The following is an 18,054-nucleotide window of genomic DNA, read 5'->3' on the forward strand; positions in this document are numbered from 1 at the left end:
AAACCTGTCCCTAGTACGAGAGGACCGGGACGGACGAACCTCTGGTCCACCAGTTGTCCCACCAGGGGCACCGCTGGATAGCCACGTTCGGACAGGATAACCGCTGAAAGCATCTAAGCGGGAAACCTTCTCCAAGATCAGGTTTCTCACCCTTTTAGAGGGATAAGGCCCCCCGCAGAACACGGGTTCGATAGGCCAGACCTAGAAGCCCAGTAATGGGTGTAGGGAACTGGCACTAACCGGCCGAAAACTTACCAACACAAATCGCAACCACATTCCAGGCGCACGACGATTCCGTCGTGTAATGCCACACCCCCCACCAGCACAACCAAACAAAATAGTGTTTCCGCAATAGAGTTACGGCGGCCACAGCGACAGGGAAACGCCCGGTCCCATCCCGAACCCGGAAGCTAAGCCTGTCAGCGCCGATGATACTGCCCGATCGGGTGGAAAAGTAGGACACCGCCGAACATAAACAAAAACGCCCCCGGCAACGGGGGTGTTTTTGTATTCTCCTTGCCGTCCAACGTCGAGTTGTTGCGGTGATTATCAAGAAATCGCCACAACAACTCGACGTTCGGCGGCCTAGTCAAATAATGTCAAATTTGCCGGCGCGCGCCTTTTCTCCAAGCCGAGCAGGGTCCGCTTTCGGTCGAGCCCGCCGCCGTATCCCGTGAGGCTTCCGTTGGCACCGATTACGCGGTGGCAGGGAACGACGATCGCGATGGGATTGTGGCCGTTGGCCCAGCCTACGGCGCGCGCGGACCCCGGCGCGCCGATCTGGTCGGCGATTTCCCCGTACGAACGGGTCTCGCCATACGGAATGGTCAGCAGCGCCTGCCAAACTCGCCGCTGGAATTCGGTACCCCGCAGCTCGAGCTCGACGTCGAAGTCGGCGAGCTCGCCGGCGAAATAGGCGATTAGTTGTTCGACGGTCTCGTCAAAGGCCCGCGGATCGGGCGACCAGTCGGCCCGGTCCGGTTCGTAGGTCTGGTCGGCCATCCGCAGATTCGTCAAAACCGAGCCACGCCCGGCCAGGGTCAGGAATCCGATCGGGCTGTCGATGGTGCGGTAGCGGATCATGCGACCTCCTGTGGTGGCCAGTGGTTTACCGGATGCTCGAGGGTGGTCCACAGATGTTGGGTGGCATACGAGCGCCAGGGCCGCCAACGGGCGCTGCGCGCGATGAGCTTTCGCTGATCCGTGGGCAACCCGAGTTCCTTCGCGGCCAGCCGGAGTCCGAGGTCGCTGGCGGGAAAGGCATCCGGGTCGCCCAGGGCGCGCATCGCGATCACCTCCGCGGTCCAGGGGCCGACGCCGGGCAGCGCCAGCAACTGCGCGCGTGCGGTGTCCCAATCGCTGCCGGCGTCCAGGGCTACGCTTCCGTCGGCAAGTTCGGCGACCAGGGCGGCGAGCGTTCTCTGCCGGGCCTTCGGGACCGCGAGGTGGATGGGATCGATCTCGGCGAGCTGTTCGACCGATGGGAAGGTATGGGTCAACGCGCCCCCGGGGTCGTGGATCGGCCGCCCGTAGGCCGCGACCAGCCTGCCCGCGTGGGTTCTTGCGGCTTTGGTCGAGACCTGTTGGCCGAGCACGGCGCGCACCGCGAGCTCCGCCTCGTCGACCGTGCGCGGAATTCGTTGTCCGGGGGCCTTCTTCACCACGGCGGCCAGTTCCGGGTCGCCGCTTAGGGCGTCGACCACCGCTTCGGGGTCGGCATCGAGGTCCAGTAGGCGCCGGCAACGGGCGATCGCGGTCGTGAGGTCGCGGAAGTCGTCGAGTGCCAGCTGGCAGCGCACGTGATCGACGGCCGGTGCCAGCGTCACGACGGCGCTCCCTCGGGGCAGCCGCAGGCTGCGCCGGTAGGCGCCGTCGCGGAGCTCCTCGCAGCCTGGCACGGTGCCGGCCGCGAGGTGGCCGAAGACGCCCTCGTACGCGAACGGTGTGCGTACCGGCAGCCGAAGGCACAGCGTCCCAGGTGAATTCGTGTCGGCCCGGTTCCGGACGGCTGCCCGCTGGCGTAGCGCCGTCGGCGTGGTTTCGAACACCAAGCGCACGGTGTCGTTGAACTGCCGGATGCTGGAGAACCCGGCGGCGAAGGCGACGTCGCCGAACGGCAGGTCCGTGGTCTCGATGAGCACCCGGGCGGTCTGGGCGCGTTGCGCGCGGGCCAGCGCGAGTGGACCGGCGCCGACTTCGGCCCGCAGGAGCCGCTCCAGCTGGCGGGTCGTGTAACCGAGGCGGCCCGCGAGGCCGCCGACGCCTTCCCGGTCCACGGTGCCGTCGGCAATCAACCGCATCGTGCGCGCAACGACGTCACCACGCACATTCCATTCCGGAGAGCCGGGCGACGCGTCGGGGCGGCACCGCTTGCACGCCCGGAAGCCCGCTCGTTGGGCGGCGGCCGCAGTCGGATAGAACCGGACGTTGCGGGCGAACGGCGGCCGCACGGGGCAACTGGGCCGGCAATAGATCCGCGTCGTCAGAACCGCGGTGACGAACCAGCCGTCGAACCGGGCGTCCTTGGACTGGACCGCCCGGTAGCAGCGTTCGAAATCGTCGTGCACGCTTCCACAGTTACACCCGCCCACCGACAAAACTGGCGGAAAAGCGACATGATCGTGGGCCGGCGCGCGTCCGTCACTGGGTGCCCTGCTTGCGAAGAGTCGCGGCGGACGCGATGAAGTCCCGCGCCGGGCGGGACAACGGCCGCCCGGAATTCCAGATCATCCCGACATCGCGGTAGGCGTCGGCGTCGGCCAACGGCAGCACGGTGACCGCGCGCGCGTGATCGCTGCTGTCGATGGGTATCAGGCTGATTCCCAGTCCTGCGGCTACCAACCCGGCGGTGGTGGTCAGGTTGGCGGATTCCAGGACGATCCGCGGCTGGAATTGCGCTGCGGCACATAGCTCATCGAGCAGCCGGCGCATGCCAAACCCTGGGTGCATGGCCACGAAAGGTTCGTCGGCCAGATCGGTCATTGACACCATCGCGCCGTCCCTGAGTCGGTGGCCGCGGGGGACTGCGATGCCGAGCCGCTGACGAAACAGGCTGCGCCAGGCGAAAATCGACCCTCGCGGCCGCGGCGAGACCACCCCGACGTCGATGAGCCCGGATTGCACGAGATCGCCGATCGATTCGGCCGCACCCTCCTCGAGTGTGAATGCCACTCGCGGTGACGCTTCCGCGAACGCCGCGATCAGGCGCGGCACCACCGTTGAACCGAACGAACTCAAAAAGCCCAGCCGGATCTCGCTGACGGCCGGATTGGTCAGGTCCTCGATCGCGCGCCGGGCTGAATCGAGCTCCAACTGCGCCCGGCGCGCGTGCTCGTAAAAAATCCGGCCGTAGGTGTTGAGCGAGAGCCGCCTGCCGCGGCGCTCGAACAATGCGACGCCCAGCCTCCGTTCCAGGCGCGCCAGCATTCGGGTGAGCGTCGGCTGCGCGATATGCAGTTGTTCGGCCGCGGCCGTGACGTGTTGCAGCTCCGCAACTGTGACGAACCACTCGTAGTCGCCGTCAGGCATCGCCGCCACCTTTGCTTATGTCGGAACTGCATCATAATCCAATCAATAATTCATTTCCGTCCCACGTCACGACCCGGGAGCATCGTTGCCGTGCCTCACGTTGCCTCGATTCCGACCGGCCACCAGGCCGGAAGCAGCGGGTACCGGCGCGTGACCGCCGCGCTATACGGTGCCGGCCTGGCCAGTTTCGCCGCGATGTACTGCACGCAGGCCCTGCTGCCGGCCTTCTCGGCGTATTACCGGATCAGCCCGGCCGCCGCGGCGCTCACCGTCTCGCTGACCACGGGAGTGCTTGCGCTATCGATCATCCCCGCCAGCGTGCTTTCCGAGCGCTACGGGCGCATCACCGTGATGCTGACGTCGGGGGTCGCGTCCAGCGTGATCGGATTGCTGCTTCCGTTCAGTCCCTCGCTCGGCATTCTCCTTGTCGGACGGGCGCTGCATGGCGTCGCGCTCGCCGGTATACCCGCGGTCGCGATGGCGTTCCTCGCCGAGGAGGTGCACGCCTCGTCGCTCGGTTCGGCGATGGGGCGGTACATCGCCGGGACGACGCTCGGTGGCCTGGTTGGGCGGATCGTGCCGTCTCTGGTTGTCGATGTCAGCAATTGGCGGGTCGCGCTGTTGGTGTGCTCATTGACGACGCTGGCCGGCACGGCGGTCTTCGCCGTCGTGGTGCCCCGGTCTCGGTTCTTCACCCCGAAGGCGGCGAGCGTGCGGGCCACCCTGCGCAACCTTGCCGCACATCTCCGAAACCCCGTGTTGCTGAGGCTTTTTGCGTTGGGCTTCGCGCTAATGGGCGGCTTCGTCACGGTGTACAACTACCTCGGATACCGATTGACGGCCCCGCCGTTCGCATTGGCGCCGTCGGTAGTCGGACTGCTGTTCGTGCTGTACCTGGCCGGCACCTGGGCGTCGGTCGTGGCGGGACGGCTGGCCGACCGCAGGGGACGCGCGCTCGTGCTGGGCGGTGCCTTGCCGATCACCGCGACCGGCCTGCTGCTGACCGTCCCGCACGCACTGGTCGCGATCGTCGTCGGGGTCGGCGTCTTCACCGGCGGATTCTTCGCCGCGCACACCGTGGCCAGCGGCTGGGTGGGTGCGGTGGCGCACCGGGATCGCGCCGAGGCGTCTGCGCTCTACCTGTTCAGCTACTACCTGGGAGGATCGATGGCCGGCGTGCTCGGCGGCCTGGTCTACAGCGCCGGCGGCTGGGCGGCGACCGTCTGGTTCGTCGGTGTGCTGCTGCTCGCCGCGCTGTTGCTGATGGCCTCTCTATCGCGTCCCGAGCGTCGAGACGTGGCGGGGAATTTGCGGTTTTCCGCCCAACAATTCGACGTTCGGGCCTCAGACGGGTGAGGCCAGCCGCGTGGGGCGCTCGTGCCCGCGAAGGGTCACGGTCTCGCCCAAAGACCAACGGGCACGTTCCTCTTCGCTCGCGCCCTCGAGCGCGTCGGCCGTCGCAAGTAATCTGCGGGGATGCGATTTGGCCAGCTCGCACAGGCGCGCGGCCTCGTTGACCGGCTCGCCGATCACGGTGTATTCGAATCGCTCGTTGGTGCCCACGTTGCCGGCGACGACCTGGCCCGCCGCCACGCCGATGCCGGCCTGGCACTCGGGCATTTCATCGCGCAGCCGTTCGGCCATGCAGCGCGCGGCGGCGAGCGCCTCGTCCTCGGGTGAGTCGAGGCGGTTGGGGGCTCCGAAGATGGCGAGCGACGCGTCCCCCTCGAACTTGTTGACCAGCCCGCAGTGGCGGTCCACCTCCTCGACGACGATGCCGAAGAATCGGTTAAGTAACGCAACGACTTCCGCCGGTGGTTTCGTGGTCACCAGTTGCGTGGAGCCGACGATATCGATGAAGACGACGGCGACGTGGCGTTCTTCACCGCCCAGCTTCGGCCGCTCACGCTCGGCGGCCAGGGCCACTTCGCGCCCGACGTGCCGGCCGAAAAGATCACGCACGCGTTCGCGTTCGCGCAGACCGTCGACCATCGCGTTGAAGCCACGCTGCAGCTCACCGAGCTCGGTCCCGTCGAACACCACCAGGTCGCCCCGCAGGTCGCCCCGCTCGACGCGCATGAGCGCCGCTCGCACCACTCGCACCGGTGTCGCGGTGAGCCAGGCCAGGATCCACATCAAGATGCAACCGAAAATCAGGGTCGCGAACGCGACGATCAGCACGCCGACCGCGAACTGGGTCTCGGTCAGATTGCGCATCAACGTCTGGAACATGGCCAGGAGGGCGATGCCGATGATGGGGACGCCGGAACCCAGGAACCAGACCACCATCGTCCGGCCCATGATGCCCGCCGAGAACCGTCGTGGTGGCGGCCCCGCCTCGAGCGCCTGGGCGGCCACCGGGCGCAGCGCGAATTCGGCGAGCAGATAGCTCCCGGTGGCCACCAGGACGCCGCAGAAGCTCACCGCGAAGAGGAACCGCGGGATGAACATCGTGTTGGCCAGGCCGAAGAGGGTCGTCAGAACCACCGTCCCGATGCCCCACAGGATGAGGTCATACATGGCGAGTCGCCACGGGGCCAGGAAGGTGTTGCGCTCGTCCTCCGGGGTCGGCGCGCGCTCCTCGATCGCCCAGCGCAACGTGGCCACAAGCCGGCGGGTAATCCAATAGGTGCCAAGCGCCAGGGCCACTGCGATGTAGGCCGGGGCGGCCCCGAACGTGATCCACGCCGGCGCGTCCTCGAACACGCTCGGTTCGGGAATGGCGACCGTCACCAACACCAGTCCGACGGCGATGCCGATCAGGTTCACCCCCAGGATCAGCACGGTCATGATGACCTGTATGCGAATCCGTCGTCGCCGTTGGCTTTCCGTCACCCGCCCGAGCAGCAGGGAACCGTACGCAGGGGTTTCCGGCAGGCGGCCGCTCTGACGGGTGACCTTCTCCAGCACCCGGCCCAGGCGTTGCGCCATGCTCTGATTGGCCGACATCGTGGCGTCAGCCTAATTCGTCGGCGACGCTCTAAGGTGATTCGGGTGCGTCTAGTGATCGCCCAATGCACTGTCGACTACATCGGCCGGCTCACCGCACATCTACCGTCCGCGCACAGGTTGCTGCTGTTCAAGGCCGACGGATCGGTGAGCGTGCACGCCGACGACCGCGCCTACAAGCCGTTGAACTGGATGAGCCCGCCGTGCTGGTTGAGCGAGGAGCTCGGCGGCGAGGTGCCGGTGTGGGTGGTTGAGAACAAGGCCGGCGAGCAGCTGCGCATCACCGTGGAGGAAATCGAGCACGACTCCAGCCACGACCTGGGCGTAGACCCCGGCTTGGTGAAGGACGGCGTCGAGGCCCACCTTCAGGCGTTGCTCGCCGAGCACGTGCAACTGCTGGGCGAGGGATACACGTTGGTCCGCCGCGAGTACATGACCGCGATCGGCCCCGTCGATCTGCTGTGTCGCGATGAACGGGGCGGCTCGGTCGCCGTGGAAATCAAGCGGCGCGGCGAGATCGACGGCGTCGAGCAGCTCACCCGCTATCTCGAGTTGCTCAACCGCGACAGCGTTCTCGCGCCGGTCAAGGGGGTCTTCGCCGCTCAGCAGATCAAGCCGCAGGCGCGCACACTGGCTACGGATCGCGGAATCCGTTGCATCACACTTGATTACGACAAGATGCGCGGCATGGATAGCGACGAATACCGGCTGTTCTGACGTGCCCGACTAGACTCACGGCATGGCTCGGCGCCGCACACCGCCACGTGGCCAACGGCCAGTCCCGCCGCCGGTGGCGCGCCGGGTGGAAACCGGACCCGATGGTCACGAGTACGAAGTGCGGCCGATCGCGGCGGCCCGCGCCTTCAAGACCTACCGCTGCCCCGGTTGTGATCACGAAATACGTTCCGGCACATCGCATCTGGTGGTATGGCCGACCGATTCAGCCGGAGGCGGGCCGCAACAGGGAATTGAAGACCGGCGGCACTGGCACACGCCGTGCTGGACCAATCGCGCTACCCGCGGCCCGACCCGAAAGTGGTCTTAGTCGCCCGGCTTTCAGGAAGCCTGTTCGACCAACTCGATCAGAACTCCGCCGGCGTCCTTGGGGTGGATGAAGTTGATCCGCGAGTTCGCTGTGCCGCGCCGGGGCGCCTCGTAGACCAGGCGGACGCCCTGCTCGCGGAACCGCTCGCAAAGGGTGTCGAGATCGCTGACCCGAACCGCCAGCTGCTGGATGCCGGGTCCCCGCTTGTCGAGGAACTTCGCGATCGTCGAGGAGTCGTCGATCGGGGCCATCAACTGGATCTGCGCGGTGCCCAACGGGGCGCCGCGCACGGCCAGCATCGCTTCGCGGATTCCCTGGTCATCGTTGACTTCTTCGTGCACCAGGATCATGCCGAGGTGCTCGTGATACCAGGCAATGGCAGCGTCCAGGTCGGCGACTGCGATGCCGACGTGATCGATCGCCGTAACCAGCCCGGTGGCTAGGATCTGCCGGGCGTCAACTTGATCGGTCGTCATCACATAACGGTAACCTGACGGCAAAGATTGCGCTTCTCGGGGAGGTCGGACCGGCCGTCCGCGCACGCTTAGGAGGTATTCATGACGACGTCGGTGATAGTTGCTGGAGCGCGGACACCCATCGGCAAGCTGATGGGGTCGCTGAAGGATTTTTCGGCCAGCGACCTGGGCGCCATCGCGATCGCCGGCGCGCTGGACAAGGCCTTCCCAAATGTTCAAGTGCCGGGTTCGCTGGTCGAGTACGTGATCATGGGCCAGGTGTTGACGGCCGGGGCCGGCCAGATGCCCGCACGTCAGGCGGCGGTTGCCGCGGGCATCGGCTGGGACGTTCCGGCGCTGACCATCAACAAGATGTGCCTGTCCGGCATCGACGCGATCGCGCTGGCTGACCAGCTCATTCGCGCCGGGGAGTTCGACCTGGTGGTGGCCGGCGGTCAGGAGTCGATGACGAAAGCGCCCCATTTGCTGATGGACAGCCGGGCCGGCTACAAGTACGGGGACGTCACGGTGCTGGACCACATGGCCTACGACGGCCTGCACGACGTGTTCACCGACCAGCCGATGGGCGCGCTGACCGAGCAGCGCAACGACGTCGACAAGTTCACCCGGGCCGAGCAGGACGAGTTTGCCGCGCGGTCGCACCAAAAGGCCGCGGCGGCGTGGAAGGACGGCGTTTTCACCGACGAAGTCGTGCCGGTGAATATCCCGCAGCGCAAGGGTGATCCGTTGCAGTTCGCCGAGGACGAGGGCATCCGCGCCAACACCACCGCGGAGTCCCTGGCCGGCCTCAAACCGGCGTTTCGCCGCGATGGCACCATCACGGCCGGCTCGGCGTCGCAGATTTCGGACGGCGCGGCCGCGGTTGTCGTCATGAACAAGGCGAAAGCTCAGGAGCTGGGGCTTTCGTGGCTGGTCGAGATCGGTGCGCACGGCGTTGTGGCCGGGCCGGATTCGACGCTGCAGTCGCAGCCGGCCAACGCGATCAAGAAAGCGCTCGTCCGCGAGGGGATTTCCGTTGACCAACTCGACGTCGTCGAGATCAACGAGGCGTTTGCGGCGGTGGCGCTGGCCTCGACCCGTGAATTGGGTGTCGATCCCGAGCTCGTCAACGTCAACGGCGGCGCGATCGCCGTCGGCCACCCCATCGGGATGTCGGGCGCCAGGATCACCCTGCATGTGGCCCTGGAGTTGGCTCGCCGCGGCTCCGGTTACGGGGTTGCGGCCTTGTGTGGGGCCGGCGGCCAGGGTGACGCGCTGATACTGCGGGCCGGTTAGGCGCTCTCCGCTCGACGTTGCTGGCGCCAGCTGTCCGGGAGAGTTTGTGATTTTGGTCATAAAGGCCCGTCAAGGCCGTATGGGCGCCTATTTGGGGCCGGTTCGCCCGCGTATGAGCGTCGGCGCTACCGGGTGGCTCGGCCACCGGCGCGCATGACAAACTTGACGGCGTGACGCGTCCGCGACCCACTGGTGGGCCCGCATTGACCGGTGCGGTCGATCTGTCCGGCCTCAAGCAGCGAGCCCAACAGAGCGCTTCTCCGCCCGGCACCACCGAGCGGGCAACGCCGGCGACCCCGGGTGCCACCGAGGTCACCGAGGCCAATTTCGAAGAGGAAGTGCTGATCCGGTCCGACGAAGTCCCGGTGGTCGTCGTCTTGTGGTCACCACGCAGTGACGCGTGCGTGCAGCTCCTCGAGGCGTTTTCCGGCCTGGCGGCCGAGGACGACGGCAAGTGGTCGCTGGCGACGGTCAACGTCGACGTGGCCCCCAGGGTGGCCCAGATATTCGGCGTCGACGCGGTCCCGACCGTGGTGGCGTTGGCCGCCGGGCAGCCGTTGTCCAGCTTCCAGGGGGTTCAGCCGCCCGACCAGTTGCGGCGCTGGGTGGACTCGCTGCTGTCGGCGACAGCCGGGAAGTTAAAGGGCTCAAGTGGTTCCGAGCAGGCGGAGGTGGACCCCGAGCTGGTCCGGGCCCGCCAGCAGCTTGAGGACGGCGATTTCGACGGCGCCAAGGAGTCGTATCAGGCGATACTGGATGCCAACCCGGCCAGCGCCGAGGCGAAGGGCGCGATCCGGCAGATCGAATTCCTCACGCGCGCAACGGCGCAACGGCCCGACGCCGTCGCGGTCGCCGATGCCGCGCCGGCCGACATCGAGGCCGCGTTGGCGGCCGCCGACGTGCAAATCCTCAACCAGGATGTCGGCGCGGCGTTCGAGCGCCTGACTGCCCTGGTGCGCAGCACATCTGGCGACGACCGGACCAGGGTGCGCACCCGCTTGATCGAGCTGTTCGAACTCTTCGATCCCGCCGACCCCGAGGTCGTCGTCGGTCGGCGCAATCTCGCCAACGCCCTGTACTGAAGTTCTGCTCGCGAACCTGCAGGGCGCCAGGCCTGCCTACCGAATTATTCGGGTTCGAACCACAGCGCCGACGTGGGCGGCAGGACCATCACCGCCGACGCCGGGCGGCCGTGCCACGGGTCTTCGGTGGCGTCGACGCCGCCCATGTTGCCGATTCCCGAGCCGTTGTAGACAGTCGCGTCGGTGTTGAGGACCTCGCGCCAGCGGCCCGCGCAGGGCAGCCCGAGTCGGTAGCCGCTGTGCTCCGAGCCCGCGAAATTGAACACGCACGCCATTACCGAGCCGTCTTTGCCATGACGCAGAAAACTCAACACGTTGTTGGCGGAGTCGTTGGCGTCGATCCAGGAATAGCCCTCGGGAACGGTGTCCTGGCTCCACAGCGCCGGGTGGCCGCGGTAAATCTCGTTGATGTCGCGCACGAAACGCAAAACCCCGTTGGAGAAACCTTGCTCGTCGAGTTGCCACCAATCCAAACCGCGTTGCTCGGACCACTCGGCGCGCTGTGCGAATTCCTGCCCCATGAACAACAATTGCTTGCCCGGGTGCGCCCACTGATAGGACAGCAGGCTGCGCAGCCCCGCGGCCTTGACGTGGTTGTTGCCCGGCATCCGCCCCCACAGCGTCCCCTTGCCGTGCACCACCTCGTCGTGGCTGATCGGCAGCACGTAGTTCTCGCTGAACGCGTACAGCATCGAGAAGGTCATCTCGTGATGGTGGTAGCTGCGGTAGATCGGGTCGCGGCTGATGTAGTCGAGCGTGTCGTGCATCCACCCCATGTTCCACTTCATCGAAAAGCCGAGGCCACCCAGGTTTGTCGGCCGTGTCACCCCGGGCCACGACGTCGACTCCTCGGCGACGGTGACGATGCCGGGCGCGGCCTTGTGCGCCGTGGCGTTCATCTCCTGCAGGAACTGCACCGCCTCCAGGTTTTCCCGCCCGCCGTAGATGTTCGGGGTCCAGCCGCCCTCGGGGCGCGAATAGTCCAGGTACAGCATCGACGCGACCGCGTCCACCCGCAGGCCGTCCACGTGGAACTCTTCGAGCCAGTACAACGCGTTGGCGACCAGGAAGTTGCGCACTTCCGCGCGGCCGAAGTCGAATACGTAAGTGCCCCAGTCAAGTTGCTCGCCGCGCTTGGGATCCGCGTGCTCGTAGAGCGGGGTGCCGTCGAATCGCCCCAGCGCCCATACATCCTTCGGGAAGTGCGCCGGCACCCAGTCCACGATGACGCCGATGCCGGCCCGGTGCAGGGCGTCGACCAGCACCCGGAAGTCGTCCGGTGTGCCGAATCGCGATGTCGGTGCGTAGTACGACGTGACCTGGTATCCCCAAGACCCTGCGAACGGGTGCTCGGCGACCGGCAGCAGCTCCACGTGGGTGAACCCGTGCTCGACAACGTAATCCGTCAGCTCGCGGGCGAGCTGGCGGTAGCTGAGCCCCGGGCGCCACGACCCCAGATGGACCTCGTAGGTGCTCATCGGCTCGAACACCGGATTGCGCTGCGCGCGCCGCGCCATCCAGTCGGCGTCCTCCCACGTGTACCTGCTGCGCGTCACGCGCGATGCCGTGTTCGGCGGCACTTCGGTGGCGAAGGCGAACGGGTCGGCTCGCTCGGTCACCACGCCGTCGGCGCCGTGCACGCGGAACTTGTACAGGCCGTCCACCGGAAAACCGGGCCAGAACAACTCCCACACCCCGGAGGAGCCGAGCACCCGCATCGGGGCCTCGCTGCCGTTCCAGCCGTTGAACTCGCCGATCAAATTGACACCCTTGGCGTTGGGCGCCCACACGGCGAACGAGACCCCGGTTACCACGCCGTCGGCCGTGGTGAACGAGCGGGGATGGGCGCCAAGGACTTCCCAGAGTCGCTCGTGGCGGCCTTCGCCGAAGAGATGAAGGTCAACTTCGCCCAGTGTGGGCAGGAAGCGGTAGGCGTCGGCGACGACGTACGGGTCGGAACCTTCGTAGGTCAGCTCGAGCCGGTAGTCGATCAGGTCGATAAACGGCAGGGCCACGGCGAACAGGCCGGATTCGACGTGCTGCAGCGGGAACCGGTTGTCGCCGACGAGCGCGACGACTTCCCGCGCGTGCGGCCGGAACGCCCGAATGACGGTATGGTCGCCGTACTCGTGGGCGCCCAGGATGCCGTGCGGGTTGTAGTGCGCACCGGCAACCAGGCGCTCCAGGTCCGCCGGGTCGGGCGCCAAATCTAATCCGGCCAGTTCGTCGGTTCGGCTCACAGCCCGTCACCTCCTACGCAGCAGCGTGATTCGGGATTCGTTCGGTACGAGTGGCATGTTGATGATGTGGGCGACCGCCTGCCCGGGATCGAGGCGAACGTAATTGGATTGCCCCCATTGAAATTCCTGACCGGTGATCTCATCACGCACCCAAAAGCGCTCATAGGGCTCCATACCCAATGCCGCCATGTCTAACCACAGCATCGCTTCCTCGGGCCCGAACGCGTTGAGCGTCACCACCATCAGCACGCAGTCGCCGGTGGCCGGGTCGAATTTGCTGTAGGCCAGCACCGCTTCGTTGTCCGCGCCGTGGAAATGGATCGTACGCAGCTGTTGCAGCGCGGGGTGTAAGCGGCGAATCGTGTTGAGCTGCTTGATGAACGGCTCGAGCGACCGGCCTTCGGCCAGCGCGCCGGCATAGTCGCGGGGACGCAACTCGTACTTCTCGGAGTCCAGGTACTCCTCGCTGCCCTCCCGGACCGCTCGGTGCTCGAACAGCTCGTAGCCGGAGTACACCCCCCAGGCGGGGCCCATGGTCGCCGCCAGCACCGCGCGGATGGCAAACATGCCCGGGCCGTTGTGCTGCAGCACCGCGTGCAGGATGTCGGGGGTGTTGACGAACAAGTTGGGCCGGCGAAAGTCGGCGAGGGCGGCGATGTCGTTGCCGAATTCGGTGAGCTCCCACTTGGCCGTGCGCCACGTGAAGTAGGTGTAGGACTGCGTGAAGCCGAGCTTGGCCAGCCCGTTCTGGCGGACCGGCGGCGTGAAGGCCTCAGACAGGAACAGCACGTCCGGGTCGACGTCTTTGACCTGGCCGATCAGCCAGGCCCAGAAGTCGGGCGGCTTGGTGTGCGGATTGTCGACCCGAAAGAACTTGATCCCGTGGTCGATCCAGTGCCGGACCACCCGCAGCACTTCGTCGTAGAGACCCGCCGGGTCGTTGTCGAAGTTGATCGGATAGATGTCCTGATACTTCTTCGGCGGGTTCTCCGCGTAGGCGATGGTTCCATCGGGCAATTCGGTGAACCACTGCCGGTGTTCGCGTGCCCACGGATGATCCGGTGCGCATTGCAGCGCCAGGTCCAGCGCCACTTCCATGCCCAGATCGCGTGCGGCGGAGACGAAGTCGTCGAAGTCGTCGATCGTGCCAAGGTCCAGGTGAACCGCGTCGTGGCCCCCCTCGTCGCTACCGATTGCCCACGGGGACCCCACGTCTGAAGGGGCGGCGGTGGGGGAGTTGTTGCGGCCCTTGCGATGTACCTTGCCGATCGGGTGAATCGGCGGCAGGTAGACGACGTCGAACCCCATCTCCGCAATCCGCGGGAGCTCGGCGGTCGCCGTGGCGAAGGTGCCGTGCACCGGCTTGCCCTTCGCGTCCCAACCGCCCGTCGAGCGGGGGAACATCTCGTACCACGCGCCGAAGCGGGCCAGCGGCCGGTCCACCCACACCCCGTATTGCTCGCCCCGGGTGACCAGGTCGCGCAACGGATAGTCCGCCAGCACTTCTTCGATTTCGGGAGCCAAGGCCAGCGCGGTGCGGGTGACCGCGTCCCCGGGCGTCCGCAGCGCCCGGGCTGCCGCCAGCAGTGGATCGCGGCGCGCCCGCGGCACGCCGGTCGCGGCACGCTCCAACAGCGCGGCCCCCACCAGCAGATCGTTGGACAGCTCCGTCGCACCCTGCCCGGCGTCCAGCTTGGCGACCAGCCCATGGCGCCACGATCCGATGGGATCACCCCACCCGTCGACGCGGAAGATCCACAGCCCGACCCGGTCGGGGGTGAACACACCGTGGAAGACGTACGGTTCCTGACCCTCCGTCATCCGAAGCTGCAGCGGCTTCATCCGCGGCTCGGCGGCCCTGCCGTCAAGTACGGGTACCGGGCGTTCGGGGGCCTGAACCGCCTTGACCCGGCGGGATTCGGTTATCTGCGGATAGCGCGGCCCGAGGTAGCGCACGACCAGAGTCGCCGCGACCGCCTCGTGGCCTTCTCGCCAGACCGCGGCGCTGACGGGGACCATCTCACCGACCACCGCCTTGGCGGGGTACGCACCGCAGGAAACGACGGGCTGGACGTCATCAATCTCGACACGACCCGGCACAACCACTCCGTTCCGATTGTGTGCAGCCAAACCGCGGTCTGCTCCGTCGCGGAATGCCTCGCGTCTGAAGAAACTTCCTGTCGTGGGGACTTTCTCTGACGGACCGCATCGTTGCGATCCCGACAACTAACCGATACCCACCCTAGTGCGCCGTCACACACCGCTGAAGTCAAACGGTCAGTCGGTCGCCCTGCGAGCGCCGGAATCCTCAGTAAGCTAATGACGTGTGAAAGCCCTTCGCCGCTTTACCGTCCGTGCTCATTTGCCCGAGCGTCTCGCCGCGCTGGATCAGCTTTCGACCAACCTGCGGTGGTCGTGGGACAGGCCTACACAAGACCTGTTCGCGACCATCGATCCGGCGCTGTGGGCGCGGTGGGGCTGCGATCCGGTGGCGCTGCTCGGTGCGGTGAGCCCGGCGCGGCTCGACGAGTTGGCGCTCGACGACGCGTTCCTGGGCCGGCTTGATGAGCTGGCCGCTGGCCTGAACGATTACCTGAGTCGTCCGCTCTGGTATCAGCAGCGCCAGCAGGACGGCGTCTCGATGCCGACCGCCGTCGCGTACTTCTCGATGGAGTTCGGCGTCGCCGAGGTGCTGCCCAACTATTCGGGCGGCTTGGGGATTCTCGCCGGCGATCACCTGAAGTCGGCGTCCGATCTGGGCGTCCCGCTGATCGCGGTGGGCCTGTACTACCGCTCCGGGTACTTCCGGCAGTCGCTGACCGCGGATGGCTGGCAGAACGAGACCTACCCGTCGCTGGACCCGCAGGGGCTGCCACTGCGGCTGCTTACCGATACGACCGGCGATCCCGTGCTGGTGGAGCTGATGCTCCCCGACTCGGCGCGGCTGCACGCGCGGGTCTGGGTCGCGCAGGTGGGGCGCGTGCCGCTGCTGCTGCTGGATTCCGACGTCCCCGAGAACGAGCACGAGCTGCGCAGCGTCACCGACCGCCTCTACGGCGGCGACCAGGAACATCGGATGCGCCAAGAGATCTTGGCCGGCATCGGTGGGGTGCGGGCGATCCGCGCGTTCACCGCGATTGAAGGGCTGCCCGCGCCCGAGGTGTGGCACATGAACGAGGGGCACGCCGGGTTCCTCGGGACCGAACGCATTCGCGAGCTGATCACCGATTCGGGACTGGACTTCGACACCGCGTTGACCGTCGTGCGCTCCAGCACCGTGTTCACCACCCACACCCCGGTGCCCGCCGGTATCGACCGGTTCCCCGTCGACATGGTGCGGCTCTACTTTGACGACGGCCTCGCTGGTCTCGAAGCCGAGGCCAACGGGGATCGGGGCGCCAAGGGTGCGCCCGCGTTGCTGCCGGGGGTGCCGACGTCCCGGATCATCGCGCTCGGCGCCGAGGACGATCCGACCAAGTTCAACATGGCTCACATGGGGCTGCGGCTGGCGCAACGCGCCAACGGCGTCTCGCTGCTGCACGGCCGGGTCAGCCGGGACATGTTCAACGAGTTGTGGCCCGGATTCGATTCGCGCGAGGTGCCGATCGGGTCGATCACCAACGGAGTTCACGCGCGCACGTGGGCGGCGCCGCAATGGTTGCAGCTGGGTCGTGAATTGGCCGGCTCGGACTCGTTCGGCGATCCGGGTGTGTGGCTGCGACTCCAAGAGGTCGACGCCGGCCATCTGTGGTGGATCCGATCGCAACTTCGGTCCCTGCTGGTCGAGGATGTCCGGGTGCGGCTGCGCCGCTCGTGGCTGGAACGCGGCGCGTCCGACGCCGAATTGAGTTGGATCGCAAAGGCTTTCGATCCCAACGTGCTGACCATCGGGTTCGCCCGGCGAGTGCCGACCTACAAGCGGCTGACGCTGATGCTGCGCGATCCGGATCGACTGGAACAGCTGCTGCTCGACGAGGAAAGGCCGATCCAGCTGATCGTTGCGGGGAAATCGCATCCGGCCGACGACGGTGGCAAAGCGCTGATCCAGCAAATAGTGCGCTTCGCCGACCGGCCGGAGGTGCGCCACCGCATCGCCTTCCTGCCCGACTACGACATGTCGATGGCCCGGCTGCTGTATTGGGGCTGCGACGTATGGCTGAACAACCCGCTGCGGCCCCTGGAGGCCTGCGGCACCTCGGGGATGAAGAGCGCGCTCAACGGCGGGCTGAACCTGTCCATCCGCGACGGCTGGTGGGACGAATGGTACGACGGCGAAAACGGTTGGGAGATACCGTCTGCCGACGGCGTGGCCGATGAATCCCGTCGGGATGACCTGGAATCCAGCGCGCTCTACAACCTCCTGGAACAAGCGGTGGCAACGAAGTTCTACGAGCGCGATGAACACGGGGTGCCGCCGCGGTGGATCGAAATGGTGCGCCACACCCTGCAGACCCTCGGGCCGAAGGTGCTCGCCTCCCGCATGGTGCGCGACTACGTCGAGCAGTACTACATGCCCGCGGCGCAATCGCTGCGAAGGACCATCACCGCCCCGGAGGGCGCCGAGGACGAGGCGAGCGGCGCCGAGTTCGGCGCGGCCCGCGAGTTGGCCGCCTACCGCAGGCGCGTCGAGGAAGCGTGGCCCAAGCTGACCATCACCGACGTCGACAGCACCGGCCTGCCCGACACCCCGGTGCTCGGCTCCAAGCTGACCCTGACCGCGACCGTGCAACTCGCCGGGCTGGCGCCCGACGAGGTCACGGTCCAAGCGGTGGTCGGCAAGGTCGACGCCAGCGACACGCTGCTGGACCCGATCACCGTCGAGATGTCGTACACCGGTACCGCCGAAGGGGGCAACCAGGTGTTCTCGACGACGACGGCGCTGCCGCTGGCCGGAGCGGTCGGATACACGGTGCGCGTGCTGCCCCGCCATCCGCTGCTCGCCGCCAGCAACGAGCTCGGCTTGGTCACCCTGGCTTGACGCTGTGGCGATCGCAAGCGCGGCGGAGCCGGGCGCGGCGGGTCGCCACCATCAAGCTGTGGCGATCGCAAGCGCGGTGGAGCGGGGCGCGGCGGGTCGCCACCATCAAGCTGTGGCGATCGCAAGCGCGGCGGAGCCGGGCGCGGCGGGTCGCCACCATCAAGCTGTGGCGATCGCAAGTTCGGCGGAGCCGGGCGCGGCGGGTCGCCACCATCAAGCTGTGGCGATCGCAAGCGCGGCGGAGCCGGGCGCTGGGGGCACCTCCCGCTGGCGGGGACGGGTCGCCACCATCAAGCTGGGGCGGTGCGCAGCCGTTCCAGCGCCCCGCGGACCTGCGCCGGGTTGGTGGTCTGCCAAAACGGCGGCAGCGAGGCGCGCAGGTAGCCGCCGTAGCCGGCGGTCACCATCCGGGAGTCGAGGACCGCGACGACGCCGCGGTCGGTGACGCGGCGCAGCAGCCGGCCCGACCCCTGCGCCAGCA

The 18,054-nt window shown here is 67.1% G+C and carries 14 protein-coding genes and 2 rRNA genes; 8 read left to right on the forward strand and 8 right to left on the reverse strand.

The window, feature by feature from the left end; translation table 11 throughout:
* Together JWP83_RS22430 and rrf are read left to right on the forward strand one after the other, a co-directional pair.
* Window positions 1-259 (forward strand): 23S ribosomal RNA (locus tag JWP83_RS22430); the annotation flags it as partial.
* Window positions 260-358: 99 nt separating this feature from the next.
* Window positions 359-471, forward strand: a 5S ribosomal RNA gene (rrf, locus tag JWP83_RS22435).
* Window positions 472-585: 114 nt separating this feature from the next.
* Here rrf and JWP83_RS22440 read toward each other — a convergent pair.
* The 3 genes from JWP83_RS22440 to JWP83_RS22450 form a co-directional block, all read right to left on the reverse strand.
* Window positions 586-1,083, reverse strand: coding sequence for a methylated-DNA--[protein]-cysteine S-methyltransferase (locus tag JWP83_RS22440; protein WP_297734998.1), 498 nt, complete (start codon window positions 1,081-1,083; stop codon window positions 586-588).
* Window positions 1,080-2,567, reverse strand: a complete 1,488-nt coding sequence (locus JWP83_RS22445; protein ID WP_297735000.1) for a DNA-3-methyladenine glycosylase 2 family protein — start codon at window positions 2,565-2,567, stop codon at window positions 1,080-1,082. Before JWP83_RS22445 ends, JWP83_RS22440 begins: the two co-directional genes overlap by 4 nt.
* A gap of 73 nt (window positions 2,568-2,640) precedes the next feature.
* Window positions 2,641-3,528, reverse strand: coding sequence for a LysR family transcriptional regulator (locus tag JWP83_RS22450; RefSeq protein ID WP_297735002.1), 888 nt, complete (start codon window positions 3,526-3,528; stop codon window positions 2,641-2,643).
* A 90-nt stretch (window positions 3,529-3,618) separates the two neighbouring features.
* Here JWP83_RS22450 and JWP83_RS22455 point away from each other — a divergent pair, with 90 nt between their 5' ends.
* Window positions 3,619-4,884: an MFS transporter gene (locus tag JWP83_RS22455; protein WP_297735004.1), complete on the forward strand. Its 1,266-nt coding sequence runs from the start codon at window positions 3,619-3,621 to the stop codon at window positions 4,882-4,884.
* Here the strand turns inward: JWP83_RS22455 and JWP83_RS22460 are convergent.
* The gene (locus tag JWP83_RS22460) at window positions 4,873-6,477 is read right to left on the reverse strand and encodes an adenylate/guanylate cyclase domain-containing protein (RefSeq protein ID WP_297735007.1); all 1,605 of its coding nucleotides are present in this window, start codon (window positions 6,475-6,477) and stop codon (window positions 4,873-4,875) included. The two genes, JWP83_RS22455 and JWP83_RS22460, sit on opposite strands and share 12 nt — an antisense overlap.
* A gap of 45 nt (window positions 6,478-6,522) precedes the next feature.
* On the opposite strand from JWP83_RS22460, the gene nucS reads away from it, so the two are divergent.
* Both nucS and JWP83_RS22470 read left to right on the forward strand, forming a co-directional pair.
* Complete coding sequence (gene nucS / locus JWP83_RS22465) at window positions 6,523-7,194, forward strand: endonuclease NucS (protein ID WP_297735010.1); 672 nt, start codon at window positions 6,523-6,525, stop codon at window positions 7,192-7,194.
* Window positions 7,195-7,216: 22 nt separating this feature from the next.
* The gene (locus JWP83_RS22470; protein WP_297735013.1) at window positions 7,217-7,522 is read left to right on the forward strand and encodes a hypothetical protein; all 306 of its coding nucleotides are present in this window, start codon (window positions 7,217-7,219) and stop codon (window positions 7,520-7,522) included.
* 11 nt (window positions 7,523-7,533) lie between these two features.
* On the opposite strand, the gene mce is transcribed toward JWP83_RS22470, so the two are convergent.
* A complete protein-coding gene (gene mce, locus JWP83_RS22475; RefSeq protein WP_297735016.1) occupies window positions 7,534-8,001 on the reverse strand; it encodes a methylmalonyl-CoA epimerase in 468 nt (155 codons plus the stop codon).
* A 78-nt stretch (window positions 8,002-8,079) separates the two neighbouring features.
* On the opposite strand from mce, the gene JWP83_RS22480 reads away from it, so the two are divergent.
* Both JWP83_RS22480 and JWP83_RS22485 read left to right on the forward strand, forming a co-directional pair.
* Window positions 8,080-9,273, forward strand: a complete 1,194-nt coding sequence (locus JWP83_RS22480; protein ID WP_297735019.1) for an acetyl-CoA C-acetyltransferase — start codon at window positions 8,080-8,082, stop codon at window positions 9,271-9,273.
* A gap of 170 nt (window positions 9,274-9,443) precedes the next feature.
* A complete protein-coding gene (locus JWP83_RS22485; protein WP_297735022.1) occupies window positions 9,444-10,355 on the forward strand; it encodes a tetratricopeptide repeat protein in 912 nt (303 codons plus the stop codon).
* 44 nt (window positions 10,356-10,399) lie between these two features.
* On the opposite strand, the gene glgB is transcribed toward JWP83_RS22485, so the two are convergent.
* Window positions 10,400-12,595 carry a 1,4-alpha-glucan branching protein GlgB gene (gene glgB, locus JWP83_RS22490; RefSeq protein ID WP_297735025.1) on the reverse strand — a complete coding sequence of 732 codons (2,196 nt, stop codon included), beginning with the start codon at window positions 12,593-12,595 and terminating at the stop codon, window positions 10,400-10,402.
* 6 nt (window positions 12,596-12,601) lie between these two features.
* Window positions 12,602-14,695: an alpha-1,4-glucan--maltose-1-phosphate maltosyltransferase gene (locus JWP83_RS22495; RefSeq protein WP_297735028.1), complete on the reverse strand. Its 2,094-nt coding sequence runs from the start codon at window positions 14,693-14,695 to the stop codon at window positions 12,602-12,604.
* Between the two features lie 226 nt (window positions 14,696-14,921).
* Here JWP83_RS22495 and glgP point away from each other — a divergent pair, with 226 nt between their 5' ends.
* A complete protein-coding gene (glgP, locus tag JWP83_RS22500) occupies window positions 14,922-17,573 on the forward strand; it encodes an alpha-glucan family phosphorylase (RefSeq protein WP_297735031.1) in 2,652 nt (883 codons plus the stop codon).
* Window positions 17,574-17,863: 290 nt separating this feature from the next.
* Here glgP and JWP83_RS22505 read toward each other — a convergent pair.
* The coding region (locus JWP83_RS22505) for a helicase C-terminal domain-containing protein (RefSeq protein WP_297735034.1) at window positions 17,864-18,054 on the reverse strand (191 nt) is incomplete at its 5' end.

This window comes from Mycobacterium sp. (assembly GCF_025965855.1).
Lineage (GTDB): Bacteria > Actinomycetota > Actinomycetes > Mycobacteriales > Mycobacteriaceae > Mycobacterium.

Excerpts from the sequence above, each read along its gene's own strand:
- JWP83_RS22440 (WP_297734998.1), bottom strand. The coding sequence starts at position 1,083 with ATGATCCGCTACCGCACCATCGACAGCCCGATCGGATTCCTGACCCTG.
- JWP83_RS22450 (WP_297735002.1), bottom strand. The coding sequence starts at position 3,528 with ATGCCTGACGGCGACTACGAGTGGTTCGTCACAGTTGCGGAGCTGCAA.
- JWP83_RS22460 (WP_297735007.1), bottom strand. The coding sequence starts at position 6,477 with ATGTCGGCCAATCAGAGCATGGCGCAACGCCTGGGCCGGGTGCTGGAG.
- JWP83_RS22470 (WP_297735013.1), top strand. The coding sequence starts at position 7,217 with ATGGCTCGGCGCCGCACACCGCCACGTGGCCAACGGCCAGTCCCGCCG.
- JWP83_RS22480 (WP_297735019.1), top strand. The coding sequence starts at position 8,080 with ATGACGACGTCGGTGATAGTTGCTGGAGCGCGGACACCCATCGGCAAG.